Annotated in this window: 14 protein-coding genes, 1 tRNA gene and 1 pseudogene; 11 read left to right on the top strand and 5 right to left on the bottom strand. The window is 69.5% G+C overall.

Annotated features, from left to right (window positions below):
* Positions 1 to 62: 62 nt before the first annotated feature.
* Positions 63 to 515, bottom strand: a complete 453-nt coding sequence (locus tag ACFQV6_RS16995) for a GatB/YqeY domain-containing protein (RefSeq protein WP_378028451.1) — start codon at positions 513 to 515, stop codon at positions 63 to 65.
* A gap of 24 nt (positions 516 to 539) precedes the next feature.
* On the opposite strand from ACFQV6_RS16995, the gene ACFQV6_RS16990 reads away from it, so the two are divergent.
* Together ACFQV6_RS16990 and ACFQV6_RS16985 are read left to right on the top strand one after the other, a co-directional pair.
* The gene (locus tag ACFQV6_RS16990; RefSeq protein ID WP_378028450.1) at positions 540 to 1,436 is read left to right on the top strand and encodes a metallophosphoesterase; all 897 of its coding nucleotides are present in this window, start codon (positions 540 to 542) and stop codon (positions 1,434 to 1,436) included.
* A 73-nt stretch (positions 1,437 to 1,509) separates the two neighbouring features.
* A tRNA-Pro gene (locus ACFQV6_RS16985) sits at positions 1,510 to 1,586 on the top strand.
* Positions 1,587 to 1,991: 405 nt separating this feature from the next.
* Here the strand turns inward: ACFQV6_RS16985 and ACFQV6_RS16980 are convergent.
* The gene (locus tag ACFQV6_RS16980; RefSeq protein ID WP_378028449.1) at positions 1,992 to 2,261 is read right to left on the bottom strand and encodes a hypothetical protein; all 270 of its coding nucleotides are present in this window, start codon (positions 2,259 to 2,261) and stop codon (positions 1,992 to 1,994) included.
* 148 nt (positions 2,262 to 2,409) lie between these two features.
* On the opposite strand from ACFQV6_RS16980, the gene pyrE reads away from it, so the two are divergent.
* Positions 2,410 to 2,937, top strand: coding sequence for an orotate phosphoribosyltransferase (pyrE, locus tag ACFQV6_RS16975; RefSeq protein WP_378028448.1), 528 nt, complete (start codon positions 2,410 to 2,412; stop codon positions 2,935 to 2,937).
* Here the strand turns inward: pyrE and cutA are convergent.
* The 3 genes from cutA to ACFQV6_RS16960 are packed head-to-tail and all read right to left on the bottom strand — an operon-like array spanning position 2,930 to position 5,633.
* Positions 2,930 to 3,289 (bottom strand): divalent-cation tolerance protein CutA, encoded by a 360-nt coding sequence (gene cutA / locus ACFQV6_RS16970; protein ID WP_378028447.1) that lies wholly within the window; start codon positions 3,287 to 3,289, stop codon positions 2,930 to 2,932. The genes pyrE and cutA overlap by 8 nt on opposite strands.
* A gap of 5 nt (positions 3,290 to 3,294) precedes the next feature.
* Entirely contained in the window at positions 3,295 to 4,359 is a 1,065-nt protein-coding gene (locus ACFQV6_RS16965) for an aspartate-semialdehyde dehydrogenase (protein WP_378028446.1), read from the bottom strand.
* Positions 4,360 to 4,367: 8 nt separating this feature from the next.
* Positions 4,368 to 5,633, bottom strand: a complete 1,266-nt coding sequence (locus ACFQV6_RS16960; RefSeq protein WP_378028445.1) for an aspartate kinase — start codon at positions 5,631 to 5,633, stop codon at positions 4,368 to 4,370.
* 151 nt (positions 5,634 to 5,784) lie between these two features.
* On the opposite strand from ACFQV6_RS16960, the gene ACFQV6_RS16955 reads away from it, so the two are divergent.
* The 8 genes and pseudogenes from ACFQV6_RS16955 (at position 5,785) to ACFQV6_RS16920 (ending at position 15,438) form a co-directional block, all read left to right on the top strand.
* A complete protein-coding gene (locus ACFQV6_RS16955) occupies positions 5,785 to 6,573 on the top strand; it encodes a hypothetical protein (RefSeq protein WP_378028444.1) in 789 nt (262 codons plus the stop codon).
* A 182-nt stretch (positions 6,574 to 6,755) separates the two neighbouring features.
* A complete protein-coding gene (leuA, locus tag ACFQV6_RS16950; RefSeq protein ID WP_378028443.1) occupies positions 6,756 to 8,480 on the top strand; it encodes a 2-isopropylmalate synthase in 1,725 nt (574 codons plus the stop codon).
* Between the two features lie 68 nt (positions 8,481 to 8,548).
* Entirely contained in the window at positions 8,549 to 9,181 is a 633-nt protein-coding gene (locus ACFQV6_RS16945) for an HNH endonuclease family protein (RefSeq protein ID WP_378028494.1), read from the top strand.
* A 44-nt stretch (positions 9,182 to 9,225) separates the two neighbouring features.
* Positions 9,226 to 9,450 (top strand): annotated as a pseudogene (locus ACFQV6_RS16940) (hypothetical protein); the annotation flags it as partial.
* A 67-nt stretch (positions 9,451 to 9,517) separates the two neighbouring features.
* Positions 9,518 to 10,960: a calcium-binding protein gene (locus ACFQV6_RS16935; protein WP_378028442.1), complete on the top strand. Its 1,443-nt coding sequence runs from the start codon at positions 9,518 to 9,520 to the stop codon at positions 10,958 to 10,960.
* Positions 10,961 to 11,037: 77 nt separating this feature from the next.
* A complete protein-coding gene (locus ACFQV6_RS16930) occupies positions 11,038 to 12,408 on the top strand; it encodes a calcium-binding protein (protein WP_378028441.1) in 1,371 nt (456 codons plus the stop codon).
* 29 nt (positions 12,409 to 12,437) lie between these two features.
* Entirely contained in the window at positions 12,438 to 14,000 is a 1,563-nt protein-coding gene (locus ACFQV6_RS16925) for a beta-N-acetylhexosaminidase (protein ID WP_378028440.1), read from the top strand.
* 37 nt (positions 14,001 to 14,037) lie between these two features.
* Complete coding sequence (locus ACFQV6_RS16920; protein WP_378028439.1) at positions 14,038 to 15,438, top strand: calcium-binding protein; 1,401 nt, start codon at positions 14,038 to 14,040, stop codon at positions 15,436 to 15,438.
* Positions 15,439 to 15,544 lie beyond the last annotated feature (106 nt).

Raw genomic sequence — 15,544 nt, 5'->3', positions numbered from 1 at the left:
GCGATTCTCCCGCCCGTTTCGCGTACCCCCGGAAGGTTTTGATCGTCACGCCCTTGAGGCCGTCAGGCCAGGCGGCGCCGCACCTCGGCCGCGACCCGGCCGCCCTCCGCGCGCCCCGCCACCGCGGCCTGAGCCGCCTTCATGGCCTGACCCATCTGCGCCTTGCTGCTGAAGCCGCCCGCATCGAGCGCCTGACCCACCAGATCGGCGATCTCCGCGTCGGTGAGCTGTTTCGGCAGGTAGCGGTCCAGCACGCCGCCCTCGGCCGTCTCCTTGGCCGCCTGCTCGTCCCGCCCCGCACCGGCAAAAGCGGTCGCCGCCTCACGGCGCTTCTTCGCCTCCCTGGTGAGCACCGCCAGCACCTCGTCGTCCGAGAGCTCCCGGGCCTCGTCGCCGGCCACCTCGGCGGTCCGCACCGAGGACAGCGCCATCCGCAAGGTCGACGTGGTCAGCTCGTCACGGGCCTTCATCGCGGTGTGCAGGTCATCGTTCAGGCGGTCTTTCAGCGTTCCCATGGCGGAGAAACTACCCTTGCCGTCATGCGTAAGCGCTCCCTTATTTCGGCCGCCACCGCCCTGACCGCGCTGGGCGGCGCCACGTTCGCCTATGCCTCGCTGATCGAGCGCAACCTGTTCACGCTGCGGCGCTTCGACGTCCCGGTGCTCGAACCGGACGCGGAACCGCTGCGCATCCTGCACCTGAGCGACCTGCACATGATGCCCGACCAGCGGCGCAAGCAGGACTGGGTGGCCGCGCTCGGCGGCACCGACCCCGACCTGGTCGTGGTCACCGGCGACAACATGGCCTCGCCCTATGCGGTCCCCGGCGTCCTGCGCGCCCTGGAACCGCTGCTGGACCGCCCCGGCGCGTTCGTCTTCGGCTCCAACGACTACCGCGGCCCGGTCTTCAAGAACCCCCTGCGATACGTGCTCCCCGGCGAACGGGAGTACGTCCAGGGCACCGACCTGCCCGCCGACGACCTGCGGGACGCCCTCACCGACGCCGGCTGGGCCGACCTGAACAACGCCCGCACCGTCCTCAAGGCCGGCGGCCGCTCCATCGAACTCGTCGGCGTCGACGACCCCCACATCGAACAGGACGACTACCCGTCCGTCGCCGGCCCGACCGGCCCCGGCGCCGACCTCCACCTGGGCGTCACCCACACCCCCGCCTCCCGCGTCCTGAACGCCATGGCCGCCGACGGCTTCGCCCTGCTGCTGGCCGGCCACACCCACGGCGGCCAGGTGTGCGTCCCCTTCTACGGCGCGCTCACCACCAACTGCGACCTGCCCCAGCAGATGGCCAAGGGCCTGCACCGCTGGCCCGGCTCCGACTCCTGGCTCCACGTCTCCGCGGGCCTCGGCACCCACCCCACCGCCCCGATCCGCTTCGCCTGCCGGCCGGAGGCTTCCCTGCTTACACTGATACCGCGCTGACCTGCGGGTTCCCGGCGAGGGGATACCGGTTTCCGGAGTACGGGGGTCGTCAGCTAGTATTTCTCTCGCAGCTCGGGGTGTGGCGCAGCTTGGTAGCGCGCTTCGTTCGGGACGAAGAGGCCGTGGGTTCAAATCCCGCCACCCCGACCATGTAGTTGCAGGTGAGGCCCGGTTCCCCGCAGGGGATCCGGGCCTCCCGCTTCTCCGGGCCTCCCGCTTCTCCGGGCCTCGTTCGCTCGTTCGTGGCCAGCTGGCTCTCAGGGGTGCCTTCCGGCCTCCAAAACAACGCTCACGCCCAGCCGGGTGAACCAGCTGGCTCTCAGCGGTGCCTTCCGGCCTCAAAACCAACGCTCACGCCCAGCCGGGTGAACCAGCTGGCTCTCAGCGGTGCCTTCCGGCCTTCAAAACAACGCTCACGCCCAGCCGGGTGAACCAGCTGGCTCTCAGCGGTGCCTTTCGGCCTTCAAAACAACGCTCACGCCCAGCTGGGGAGCGCTTGATCGGCCGGTCCGGCCGGAGAAGCTGGCGAACAGAAAAGGGATTGGCGCGGGAGGGTCAGAGGGCGAGCTGCGGGCCCACGCCACGCGGCGCCATCTGCTGGGGAACGCAGTACGGGCCCAGCATGGTCTCCACCACCGGCGCGATCGAGGGCCGTTCGCCGATCTGCATGAGGCGGGTGGCGCGGGCCAGGGAGCCGGTCTCGCCGTCGCGGAAGCCCTCCCGGTAGCCGCGCTCGTAACGCTCGCCGCGGCCGAGTGCCCGGCCGAGAGCGAAACACGAGGAGCCGGCGAGGGCGAGCAGGAAGAGCATCGCGAAGGGTGTCACAGAACTATCCTTCCAGGCGCAAGCCACTAATTAGGCGAAAACTACCCCAAACAGACATAAGATGCGGTAATGCACTGATCAAGTACGCGTACGGGTGACCCGGGGGTGCCGTAGGCGGCCGGAGAGCGGCCTGACAGGGTGGGACCTTGTGACTGACTCCGACCTTGCCCGGCAGGTTCGCAGCGTGAGCCGGCTGACCGGCGAATTCACCCTGCGCTCCGGCCGCACCGCCACCGAATACTTCGACAAGTACCAGTTCGAGGCCGATCCCGTCCTCCTCGACCAGCTGGCCGAGCAACTCGCCGTGCTGATCCCGGAGGGCACCGAGGTCCTCGCCGGGCTGGAGATGGGCGGCATCGCGGTTGTCACCGCCCTCGCCCGGCACGCCGGCCTGCCCACCGCGTTCGTCCGCAAGCAGGCCAAGAAGTACGGCACCGCCCGTCTCGCCGAGGGAGCCGAGGTCGCCGGCCGCCGCGTGCTGATCGTCGAGGACGTCGTCACGTCCGGCGGGCAGGTCGTCCTCTCCACCAAGGACCTGCGCAACCTGGGCGCGCATGTGGATCACGCCCTCTGCGTCATCGACCGGCAGGAGGGCGGCGCGCAGGCCCTGGCCAATGAGGGGATCACCCTGCGGGCGCTGCTGACCCGGGCGGACCTGGACGCCGCGGCTAGCTGAGTGTCTCCCGGCGCACCCATTCCAGGTACGCCGGGTTCGCGGCGAGCACCGGCAGGGCGAGCACGCACGGTACGTCGTACGGGTGCTCGGCCTCGGCCCGCTCGATGATCCGGTCGACGAGATCGACTCGCGTGTGCAGGGCGACCCGGGCCTCCGGCTCGTCCTGCACCGCACCGTCCCAGCGGTAGATCGAGCGGATCGCCGCGATCTGCTGACCGCAGGCGGCGAGCCGGTCGTCGACCAGGCGCCGGGTGAAGCCGGCCAGCCACTCCGGGTCGGCCGCCGTGATCACCACCTCGCAGACGTCCGTCGCCGGGCCGGCCGACCGGGTCGGATCTTCCCCGGGGGCCACCGGCGTCACCGCTCTGACTTCCCGAACTCGGCAGCGAGGATCTCAGCCGTCTGCACCGTGTTGAGCGCCGCACCCTTACGCATGTTGTCGCCGGTAACGAAGAACGAGAGAGCCCGCGGGTCGTCCATAGCCCGGCGGATGCGACCCACCCAGGACGGATCGGTGCCGACCGCGTCGATGGGCATCGGGAACTCGCCCGACTCCGGGTCGTCGACGAGGATCACGCCGGGTGCGTTGCGGAGCACTTGACGAGCACCGTCGGCGGTCACCTCGGCGGCGAAGACCGCGTGCACGGCGATCGAGTGGCCGGTGACCACCGGTACGCGGACGCAGGTGGCGGAGACCTTGAGCGCGGGCAGCGCGAGGATCTTGCGGGATTCGTTGCGGAGTTTCAGCTCCTCGGACGACCAGCCGACCGCGGCCAGCTCGCCCGACCAGGGCACCACGTTGAGCGCGAGCGGCGCCGGGAACGGGCCGAGGTCGTCACCGACGGCCTGGCGCACGTTGCCCGGGCGGGAGCCGAGCAGGCGGTCGCCGGCCACCTTGCTGAGCTGGTCGTGCAGGGTGTCGACGCCGAACTGGCCGGCACCGGAGGCCGACTGGTATGACGCCAGCACCAGCTCGCGGAGGCCGTATTCCTGGTGCAGGGGCGCCACCGCCATGATCATGGTCGCGGTGGTGCAGTTGGCGCTGGACACGATGCCGCGGGGACGGTACTCCAGATCCTCCCGGTTGATCTCGGGGACGACCAGGGGAACGTCGGGCTCCATCCGGAAGGCGGAGGAGTTGTCGACAACTGTCGCGCCGCGGGAGACGGCGACCGGGGCCCACTGGATCGACACGTCGTCGGGCACGTCGAACATGGCGACGTCGACGCCGTCGAACGCGTCGGCGGTCAGCTCACGGACGACGAGTTGCTCGCCGCGGCAGGTCAGCACCTTGCCGGCCGAGCGGGCCGTCGCGAGCAGCCGGATCTCGCCCCAGACGTTGCGCCGGGACGAGAGCAACTCGAGCATGACGGAACCGACGGAGCCGGTCGCTCCGACGACGGCGAGCGTTGGCTGCGCCATCGTCCGGTTTACCGGCCGGTCCCCGCGTAGACGACTGCCTCCTCATTACCGCCGAGCTCGAACTGGTCGTGGACGGCGCGGACCGCGGTGTCGAGGTCGGTGTCGCGGGTGACGACCGAGACCCGGATCTCCGACGTGGAGATCATCTCGATGTTGACGCCGGCGGCACCGATGCAGGCGAAGAAGGCAGCCGCGACGCCCGGGTGCGAGCGCATGCCGGCGCCGATCAGCGAGACCTTGCCGACGTGGTCGTCGAAGAGCAGGCTCTTGAACTTGATCTGCTCTTTGATCTTGTCGAGTGCGGTCATCGCGCTCGGCCCGTCGTCCTTGGGCAGCGTGAACGAGATGTCGGTGCGCCCGGTGCCCTCGGTGGACACGTTCTGCACGATCATGTCGATGTCGATGTTGGCCTGGGCGACAGTCTCGAAGATCCGCCCGGCGGCACCCGGCTCGTCCGGAACACCCACGATCGTGATCTTGGCTTCGCTGCGGTCGTGAGCGACCCCGGTGATCAGTGCCTGCTCCACGTCGAGGTCCTCCATCGATCCGGTGACGAGCGTGCCTTCTTTGTTCGAGTACGACGAGCGTACGTGGATCGGCACCCGGAAACGGCGCGCGTACTCCACGCATCGCAACATCAGCACCTTCGCCCCGCCGGCGGCCAGCTCGAGCATCTCCTCGTACGTGATCTTCTTGATGTGCCGTGCGTTCGGGACGATCCGCGGGTCGGCGGTGAAGACGCCGTCCACGTCGGTGTAGATCTCGCAGACGTCGGCGTGCAACGCCGCGGCGAGGGCGACAGCGGTGGTGTCCGAACCGCCGCGGCCGAGGGTGGTGATGTCCTTGGTGTCCTGCGAGACGCCCTGGAAGCCGGCCACGATGGCGATCGCGCCCTCGTCGAGCGCGGTGCGCAGCCGGCCGGGGGTCACGTCGATGATCCGGGCCTTGCCGTGCGCCGAGGTGGTGAGCACGCCGGCCTGCGAGCCGGTGTATGACCGGGCCTCGTAACCCAGGTTGTGGATGGCCATGGCCAGCAGCGCCATCGAGATCCGCTCGCCGGCGGTCAGCAGCATGTCCAGCTCGCGGCCGGGCGGCAGCGGGCTGACCTGGTTGGCGAGGTCCAGCAGCTCGTCGGTGGTGTCGCCCATGGCGGAGACGACGACGACAACGTCGTCGCCGGCCTTGCGGGCGCCCACGATGCGCTCCGCCACGCGCTTGATGCGCTCGGCGGTCGCGACCGAAGAACCACCGTACTTCTGCACCACAAGAGCCACGGCGAACCATTCCTTAGGGTCAGGGCGATCGCCACCACCCTAGCCGCGCCCGTACGGCACCTCGACATCCGTTCCCAGATTCCGGCCACCGCGGCGCGACACGCCGAACTCGCAAAAGCGGCGTGTCGCTGAATGGGGCGAGAATGTCGCGGTGCTCCTTGCTTCCGGTTCCCGGCGCGTACTGTCCGCGCTGACCGCTGCCCTGACGGGCGTGGTCCTGGCCGGATGCGGCGGTGACGAGCCGGAGGCCGCACCGACCGGCTCGCCGGCGCCCCCGGCCTCCGTCCAGCCCGATCGCGACGACCGCGAGGCGTTCGCCGGGCTGGCCGCGCTGGCCCTCGACCGGCGGTACGCCGCCCTCTACACCTTGGACGTCGGTAACGGCGCACCCCGCAACGTGATCGCCACGGTGGCGAACGACGGCAGCTGGCGGGTGGACATCCCGAACGGCGCCCTCGGCGGCACCGCGGGCGTCTCGATCGTCCGCAACACCAACGGGGTGTATCAGTGCTCGCTGCCCACCCCGGAGAACCCGGTCACCGCGGGATGCGTCCGGGTGGCCGCCAAGGGTGACAAGGTGCCCCGCCGGTACGACCCGAGGGTGCAGCGCCTGTTCCGGCAGTGGCTGCCGGTCTTCACCGACCGCAAGGCGGCGCTGGCCGTCTCCGCGGTGCAGCCGCTGCCCGGCGCACAGGGCAGCTGTTTCGCGGTCGACTCGGTCTCCGCCTCTCTGGACGCTCCGGTCGACGTGGGCATCTACTGCTATTCCGCGGACGGCCTGCTGACCGCGGCGCGGGTCGAGTTCGGAGTGCTCAAGCTGGTGAGTCAGGTCGCCGGGCCGCAGGCCGTCCAGTTCCCCGGCCCCGAGGTGGCCGGCGACCCGATGGGAATGGACAGCCCGCCGCCGGTGGAGGTGCCGAGCGCGGCGCCGTCCGCCTGACGGTTCCCACCATCCGGGCGAATGGTTCGCCACCCGGAAGTGGATCACGTAACGTGTTTGGCGACATGTGGCACGCGTTTCTTCTCCTTCGCTGCCGCGACGAGGCCCCATTCCAGGCCGGCACCTCGTCGCGGAGTTGATGCACGCCGCCTGCTCGTCTTCGTTTTGACAGGAGCAGTCACATGTCCAACCCGTTCGTGACTCAGCGCCCGAGCGCCATGCCGTTCCAGCGCTACGAGGCGTACCAGAAACAGTTCTCGATCTCTCTGCCCGACCGGCAATGGCCCTCGCGAGTGGTTGAGGCGACCCCGCGCTGGTGCGCCGTCGACCTGCGCGACGGCAACCAGGCCCTGATCGATCCGATGTCACCGGAGCGCAAGCGGCGGATGTTCATGCTGCTGGTGAAGATGGGCTACAAGGAGATCGAGGTCGGCTTCCCGGCCGCCAGCCAGACCGACTTCGACTTCGTCCGCCAGCTGATCGAGCAGGACCTGATCCCGGACGACGTCACCATCCAGGTGCTGGTGCAGTGCCGCGAGCACCTGATCGACCGGACGTTCGAGTCGATCCGGGGTGCCAAGCGCGCCATCGTGCACTTCTACAACTCGACCTCGACGCTGCAGCGACGCGTGGTGTTCGGCCTGGACAGGGACGGCATCACCGACATCGCGACGACCGGCGCGCGGCTCTGCCAGAAGTACGCCGAGATCCACACCCCGGACACCGAGATCTTCTACGAGTACTCGCCGGAGTCGTACACCGGCACCGAGCTGGAGTACGCGCTGGAGATCTGCTCCGCGGTCATCGACGTGATCGACCCGACCCCGGACCGTCCCCTGATCATCAACCTGCCGGCCACCGTCGAGATGGCCACCCCGAACGTGTACGCCGACTCCATCGAGTGGATGCACCGCAACCTGCCGCGGCGCGAGAGCGTCGTGCTGAGCCTGCACCCGCACAACGACCGGGGCACCGGGGTCGCCGCCGCCGAGCTGGGTCTGCTGGCCGGCGCCGACCGGATCGAGGGCTGCCTGTTCGGCAACGGCGAGCGCACCGGCAACGTCGACCTGGTCACGCTGGGCCTGAACCTGTTCTCCCAGGGCATCGACCCGCAGGTGGACTTCTCGAACATCGACGAGATCAAGCGCACCGTGGAGTACTGCAACCAGCTGCCCGTGCACGAGCGCCACCCGTACGCGGGTGATCTGGTCTACACCGCGTTCTCCGGCTCGCACCAGGACGCGATCAAGAAGGGCTTCACCGCCCTGCAGGCCGACGCGGACGCCGCTGGTAAGCCGATCGACGAGTTCGTCTGGGGGGTGCCCTACCTGCCGATCGACCCGAAGGACGTGGGCCGCACCTACGAGGCGGTCATCCGGGTCAACTCGCAGTCCGGCAAGGGCGGCGTGGCGTACATCATGAAGGAGGAGCACAAGCTCGACCTGCCGCGACGCCTGCAGATCGAGTTCTCCGGCGTGGTGCAGCATCACACCGACGAGGAGGGTGGCGAGGTCGGCCCGCAGCAGATGTGGGACATCTTCGCCGGCGAATACCTGGTCGACCACCAGGTGACGAGCGCCTTCAAGGTGGAGAGCTACAGCACCGCCACTGTCGACGGGAAGGTCGAGATCGACGTCGAGGTGTTCCACCGCGGGGTGCGGCGGCCGCTGACCGGTGTCGGCAACGGCCCGATCGCCGCGTTCGTGCAGGCCATCGAGCCGCTGGGGATCAGCGCCCGGGTGCTGGACTACAACGAGCACGCGCTGACCTCCGGTGGCGACGCGCAGGCCGCGGCCTACGTCGAGGTCGAGGTCGGCGACGTGGCGGTCTGGGGTGTCGGCATCGACGCCAACATCGTGAGCGCGTCCATCAAAGCGGTGACCAGCGCGGTAAACCGCGCGCGCTGAGATTCACACCCGCGTGCCGCCACCGCGCGGCACGCGGGGCTTCCGCTTACCCTGACGTCGTGCCACCAATTGCGCCCCGGTTCCTTCCGTTCCTGTTCACCGTCGCCCTGCTCACCGGTTGTGAGGTCGTCGACGCCGGTCCGGTCGAGGAGCCGGCCGGCACCTCCACCGCCTCCGCCGACGCCGCGGCCCAGCTCGACCAGCTGACGGTCGCCAAGGCCGCCTCGATGAAGGGCTACACCCGCGAGAAGTTCCCGCACTGGCGGGACACCGGCGACAACTGCGACGTCCGCGACACGGTGCTCAAGCGCGACGGCGAGAAGGTCAAGTTCTCCGGGTGCAACGTGGTCGCCGGCACGTGGCACAGCGTTTACGACGACCAGGTTCTGGCGTCGCCGACCAAGGTGGACATCGACCACATGGTGCCGCTGGCGAACGCGTGGCGCTCCGGCGCCGCGAAGTGGACCAACGAGGAGCGCGGCAACTTCGCGAACGATCTGGACCGCCCTCAGCTGGTCGCGGTCTCGGCCTCGTCGAACCGGTCCAAGGGTGATCAGGATCCGTCGACATGGAAACCGCCGGCGCGGGAACATTGGTGCACGTACGCCGAGGACTGGATCACGGTCAAGAGCCACTGGAAGCTGACAGTGACCACCGCGGAGAAGAGTGCCCTCACCGACATGCTGGAGACCTGCCGATGACGGAATCGGAGCAGAGCAAGACCACCGACAAGATCACGGACTTCACTGCCGGGCCGGGCGGGGTGATGACCGACGAGGTCGGCGTCGTGACCGGCGACCTCACCCTGCGCAGCGCATTCGCGAACGGTGAGGTCATCCTGAGCGTCCAATACAAGGACGCGGAGGAATGGTACGGCGTAACTGGCGCCAAAGCCCCGCTTGCTGACCCATCCGGCCTCGACGCCGTCCATCAGATCGCCGTCAGCCTCCTCAACCGTCCGGAAAGCTGACGGCGCTACGTCACCGTCACGTCCTAGGATCATCCTCGATGGCCTTCGGCTCTCCGGGGAGTATTCGATGTCGCGTTCGCTGTGGACGTCCAGGATCGGTCTCACACTGCTCACGACGGCCTCGCTCGGTGTGCTCGCCGCACCGGCGCAGGCCGCCTCCACCGGCGTCGCCTCGGTCCTGTCCTCGAGAGAGGTGCAGTACAAGGCCGCCAAGGGCAAGCAGAACCGGGTCGTGGTGACCCGGTCGGGCAACACGCTCACGATCGACGACAAGGTCGCGGTCAAGGCCGGCAAGGGCTGCAAGAAGGTCAAGGGCGACAGGACCAGGGTCAGGTGCACGACCGCGCAGGCACCGACCCGGGTGCGGATCTACACGTACGACCGTAACGACTCGATCGTGAACAAGAGCAACATCGTGCTCAGGGGCGTCGGCGGCACCGGCAGCGACAGCATCACCGGCGGCCCGCTCAACGACTCGCTGGCCGGCGGCTCGGGCGCCGACAAGCTCTACGGTCTGGGCGGCCGGGACAACCTCGACGGCAACGACGGCAACGACCGCCTGTGGGGCGCGGACGGCAGCGACTGGCTGGACGGCGGGCCGGGCAACGACGCGCTGTCCGGCGGGAACGGCAACGACCTGCTGCTGGGCATGGACGGCAACGACCGGGAGTACGGCGGCGCCGGCGCGGACAGCTTCCACCAGTCGTACGACCCGTCGGGCCCGGACGCCGACACGTTCTCCGGCGGCGCCGGCGAGGACACCGTCACCTACATCTCCCGGCGTAAGGCCGTGGTGGCCGACAACGACGGCGCCCGGGGTGACGACGGCGCCAAGGGCGAGCGGGACACCATCGGGACCGACGTCGACAACATCGACGGCGGCAGCGGCAACGACCGGCTGACCGGCAACGCGTACCGCAACGTGCTGCGCGGGCTGGAGGGCGACGACGTCATCAACGGCGGCGCCGGCAACGACGCGCTCGACGGCGGCGCCGGCCGGGACCACCTCTACGGCGGCACCGGCGACGACGGCCTGATCGGCGACGAGGCGGGCGGTCCGACCTCCGCGGACGTGATGCTCGGCGGCGCGGGCCGCGACCTGGTGTCCTACGGCGGCTACCCCATGGCAGTCACCGTCGACCTCGACGGCGCCGCCGACGACGGCCGCTCCGGCGAGAAGGACACGGTCGGCGCGGACGTCGAGGACATCAGCGGCGGCAACGGCAACGATCGCCTCACCGGCAACGCGGCCGGCAATGTCATCTACGGCTGGCTGGGCGACGACGTGATCCACGGTGGCGCCGGCAACGACGAGCTGGAGGGCATGGAGGGCGGAGACCAGGTCTACGGCGACGACGGCGACGACTCGCTGACCGGCTCCGACGGCGGCCAGGAGGGCATCGCGGACCGCCTGGACGGCGGCGCCAACACCGCGGCCGGCGACGTCTGCCAGCCGTTCCCCAACGACGTGGTGGTCAACTGCGAGCGGGACCGCCCGATCGGATCCTGATTCCATGATCCATTAGGGACAGCGAGACGCATCCGTTTCGTTCTATCCTCCTGGTGTTCAACCACGGGGAGGTTTCCATGTCACGTTCACAGTGGCTGACACGTGTCGGTGCCGCGCTGCTCGCCACCGTCACGATCGCCGGCCCGGCCACGCCGGCGATGGCCGCGTCCACCGGCGTCGCCAGCGTCACCAGCTCCACAAAAGTGCAGTACAAGGCCGGTAGTGCCAAGACCAACAGCGTCGTCGTCACCCGCTCCGGCCGCACGATCACCATCGACGACCGGGTCCGGGTCAAGGCCGGCAAGGGCTGCAAGCCGGTCAAGGGCGACAAGACCAAGGTCCGGTGCAAGACCAGGAAAAACCCGTCTGAGGTACGGGTGACGCTGGGCGACCGTAACGACGCCCTGGTCAACCGGACCGCCATCCCCGTCCGGGTCTACGGCGGCACCGGCAACGACCGGCTCACCGGCGGCTCGGGCGTTGATCGCCTCCACGGCGACGGCGGCGCCGACACCATCCGGGGCGAGCGCGGAAACGACCTGCTGTACGGCGGCTCGGGCAACGACAGCCTGAACGGCGGCACCGGTCACGACGGGCTCGACGGCGGCACCGGCAACGACACCCTCGACGGCGGATTCGGCAGCGATCTCTTCCTCGGCGGCGGCGGGATCGACCGGGTCGACTACCGGAGCCGGACCGCACCGATCACAGCGGACGTGGACGACGAGGCCGGCGACGACGGCCAGGCCGGCGAGCGCGACACCATCACCACCGGCATCCGGATCATCGCCGGTGGCGCCGGTGACGACGTCCTCACGGGCGGCGCCGCCGACGACACGCTCGAGGGCGGCGGCGGCAACGACAAGCTCAAGGGCTCCGGCGGCATCGACACCGTCAAGGGTGGTGCGGGCAACGACATCCTCGACGGTACGGGCGGCGACGACGTCCTCCTGGGCGACGACGGCGCCGACAAGCTCTACGGTGGCGACGGCCGCGACCGGCTCGACGGCGGTGCCGGCAACGACTGGTTCGACGGTGACTTCTACGCCGAAGCGGAACGCTGGTACGTGATGCACGGTTTCGCCGACACCTTCATCGGTGGCGCGGGCCGCGACGCGGTCTCGTACGCGTCCAGGTTGAGCGGGGTGACGGTCGACGCCGACGGAGCAACCGGCGACGACGGCGCGCCGGGCGAGGGCGACTCGGTCGGCGCCGACATCGAGGATCTCGACGGCACCCGGTACTCCGACCAGCTCACCGGCAACAACGCGAACAACCGCATCTCCGGTGGGGGCGAAGGCGACACGATGTACGGGCTCGGCGGCGACGACGAGCTGTACGGCTCGTCCACTGCCGACATCTTCTACGGCGGGGAGAACGGCACCGAGGCCGGCGACTACTGCGACTACGACCCGGCGTACGACCTGGCGTACGACTGCGAACGCTGAGATTGATCCACCTCGGTACGGTCAGGCGGGTGCGCCTCACCCACCTGGCCGTCACCGCGGTGCTCCTCCTGCCCCTGGCCGTCATGCCCGCCTCCGCGGCGCCCGGCCCGGGCCCGGTCCCGGCCTCACTGGCCGGCGTGCTGCCCGCACCGGCCGGGACGGCGCCCGATCCGCACGCCGCCTTCACGCTGAACCAGGACACGGTGATCACCGCCTCCGGTGCGGCCGCACCGGTGGCCGAGCGGCTCGCCGAGGCGTTCCGGCCGGCCACCGGCTTCCCGCTGCCGGTCGTCCCGAACGCCACGGGAAACGCCCTGGCGCTGGTCCTCACCGACGTCGGGCTCGGCGACGAGGGCTACCGGCTCGAGGTGCGTACCGGCGGGGTCGAGGTGCGGGCCGCGCGACCGGCCGGGCTGTTCGCGGGGGTGCAGACGCTGCGGCAGCTGCTGCCGCCGGAGATCGAGTCGGCTACGCCACAGCGGGCGAACTGGGTGATCCCCGGCGGGCGGATCGACGACCGGCCCCGGTACGCCTACCGCGGCGCGATGCTCGACCTGGCCCGGCACTTCCACGAGCCGCGGGAGGTCCGGCGCTACATCGACCAGATCAGCCGCTTCAAAATCAACTATCTGCACCTGCACCTCTCCGACGACCAGGGCTGGCGGATCCAGATCGACAGCTGGCCGCGGCTCACGACGGTCGGCGGCGCGCAGGGCACCGGCGTACGCGGATCCGGCGGCGGTTACCTGACCAAGGACGATTACCGCTCCCTCATCCGGTACGCCGCCGACCGGTTCGTCACGATCGTCCCCGAGATCGACATGCCGGGACACGTCAACGCCGCCCAGGTCGCCTATCCGGAGCTGACCTGCGACGGGGTGGCGCCACGGCCGCGGATCGACATCCGGGTCGGGTACAGCTCCCTCTGCGCCGGCAAGGAGATCACCTACCGGTTCGCCGAGGACGTGATCCGCGAGCTGGCCGCGATGACCCCGGGACCGTATCTGCACATCGGCGGCGACGAGGCGCACTCCACGTCGCACGCCGACTACCTCACCTTCGGCGAGCGGGTTCTGCCACTGGTGCCGCGGTACGGCAAGATCCCGATGGGCTGGCAGGAGATCGCCGCGACCCGTGCCGCCCGCAACGCGGTGGTCCAGCACTGGAACCACGAATGGGACACCGGGCCCGTCGTCGCGGCCGCCACCGCCGGCGCCAAGGTGGTGATGTCACCGGCGAACAAGGCCTATCTCGACATGCAATACGACCTGCTCACACCGGGCGGTTTGCACTGGGCGGGAACCATCGAGGTGCGTGCCGCTTATGAGTGGAATCCCGGGCGACTGCTTTCCGGCGTACCGGAAGAATCTGTTCTCGGGGTTGAAGCGCCTTTGTGGTCGGAGACCCTGACCGATTCCGGTGACATCGAATTCCTGGCCTTTCCGCGCCTCGTGGCCCTCGCCGAGCTGGGGTGGTCACCTCGGGCGACGCACGACTGGTCCTCGTTCCGCGCGCGGCTCGGCGCCTACGGTCCACGCTGGATCAGGCAGGGTGTCCGTTTTTACCGGTCCCCGCAGATCAGCTGGTCGTGAGATGATTTCTCAAATTTAATTACCGGGGGAGTCCACTGTGTCACCATTCCTCTTGCTTTCCAGAGCCGGTCTGACTTTGCTCACCGGCGCCGCTGTGCTCGGCGCGTCGGCCATTCCCGCACAGGCCGCCACCACCGGCGTCGCATCCGTGGTGTCCGGCACTCAGATTCAGTTCCGGGCCGGATCGAACGCGGTGAACAAAGTTGTTGTCACGCGATCCGGCAACACCGTCACCGTCGACGACCGCGTCGCGGTGAAAGCGGGCAAGGGCTGCAAGAAGGTCAAAGGCGACAAGACCAAGGTTCGGTGCAAGCCGGGCAAGCCCCCCACCAGGGTACGGGTGAGCCTGGGCGCCAAGAACGACTCAGTGGTCAACAGGTCCGGCCTCGCGATGACCGCTTCCGGCGGTGACGGCAAGGACAGCCTGACCGGCGGACCGCGGGCTGACCGCTTGACCGGCGGCGCCGGCGCCGACCGTCTCTACGGCCTGGGTGGCAACGACTGGCTGGAGGGCTCCTACGGCAACGACATGCTCTCCGGTGGTGACGGCGACGACCTGCTCTCCGGCGGCGAGAACAACGACCGGGAGTACGGCGGCAACGGCCGTGACACCTTCTCGCAGGGTATCGATCTGGCCGGCGCGGGGCCGGACGCCGACCTGCTCTCCGGTGGCGCCGGGGACGACTTCGCCGACTACAGCGGCCGGCGCTACGGGATCACCGCGGACTCGGACGGGGTGAAGGGCGACGACGGCCGCAAGGGTGAGCACGACACCCTCACCGGCATCGACCGGATCTGGGGTGGCACCGGCAACGACCGTCTCTACGGGACCGCCTGGGCTGACGATCTGCAGGGTGGCCCGGGCAACGACACGCTCCTCGGCTACGGCGGCAACGACCAGCTGTTCGACGGTGCGGGCAACAACCGGCTCGAGGGCGGTGCGGGCAACGACCGGCTGGGCGGCGGACCGGGTGCGGACATCCTGCTCGGCGGTTCGGGCGAGGACACCCTCAGCTACGCCGACCGCACCGCCGCGGTCACCGTCGACCTCGACGGTGCCAGTCGCGACGACGGGCAGGCCAACGAGCGGGACACGGTCGGCGCCGACGTCGAGAACCTCATCGGTGGCAACGGCAGCGACCGGCTGACCGGCAACGCCGCCGCCAACAAGTTCAACGGCATGGCGGGTGACGACATCATCCGCGGCGGCGCCGGCAACGACGGCATGGAGAGCTGGGAGGGCCGCGATCAGCTCTTCGGCGAGGACGGCGACGACTACCTCTACGGCGGGCAGGGCGACGGCGTGGACCGGCTGGACGGCGGCGGCAACGGCTCGGCCACCGGTGACAACTGTGTCGTCTACAACGAGGACGCCGGCACTGATGTCGCCGTGAACTGCGAGTACAACACTCCGGCGGACAGGCCGCTGCTCTCCTGAACCTGTGCACGACTCCGGCCGACAGGCCGCTGCTCTACTGATCCTGTGCACGCGAACGGCCCCGCGGGTTCTCCTGCGGGGCCGTTCGGTGTTTCAGGTTGTCCTG

Origin of the sequence: Actinoplanes sp. GCM10030250, assembly GCF_042666575.1 — a bacterium.
Classification (GTDB): Bacteria; Actinomycetota; Actinomycetes; order Mycobacteriales; family Micromonosporaceae; genus Actinoplanes.
Note: the sequence above shows the minus strand (reverse complement) of the source record. Positions and strands in the feature narration are given on the sequence as shown.

Excerpts from the sequence above, each read along its gene's own strand:
- ACFQV6_RS16995 (WP_378028451.1), bottom strand. The coding sequence starts at position 515 with ATGGGAACGCTGAAAGACCGCCTGAACGATGACCTGCACACCGCGATG.
- ACFQV6_RS16990 (WP_378028450.1), top strand. The coding sequence starts at position 540 with ATGCGTAAGCGCTCCCTTATTTCGGCCGCCACCGCCCTGACCGCGCTG.
- ACFQV6_RS16965 (WP_378028446.1), bottom strand. The coding sequence starts at position 4,359 with ATGGCGCAGCCAACGCTCGCCGTCGTCGGAGCGACCGGCTCCGTCGGT.
- leuA (WP_378028443.1), top strand. The coding sequence starts at position 6,756 with ATGTCCAACCCGTTCGTGACTCAGCGCCCGAGCGCCATGCCGTTCCAG.
- ACFQV6_RS16935 (WP_378028442.1), top strand. The coding sequence starts at position 9,518 with ATGTCGCGTTCGCTGTGGACGTCCAGGATCGGTCTCACACTGCTCACG.
- ACFQV6_RS16930 (WP_378028441.1), top strand. The coding sequence starts at position 11,038 with ATGTCACGTTCACAGTGGCTGACACGTGTCGGTGCCGCGCTGCTCGCC.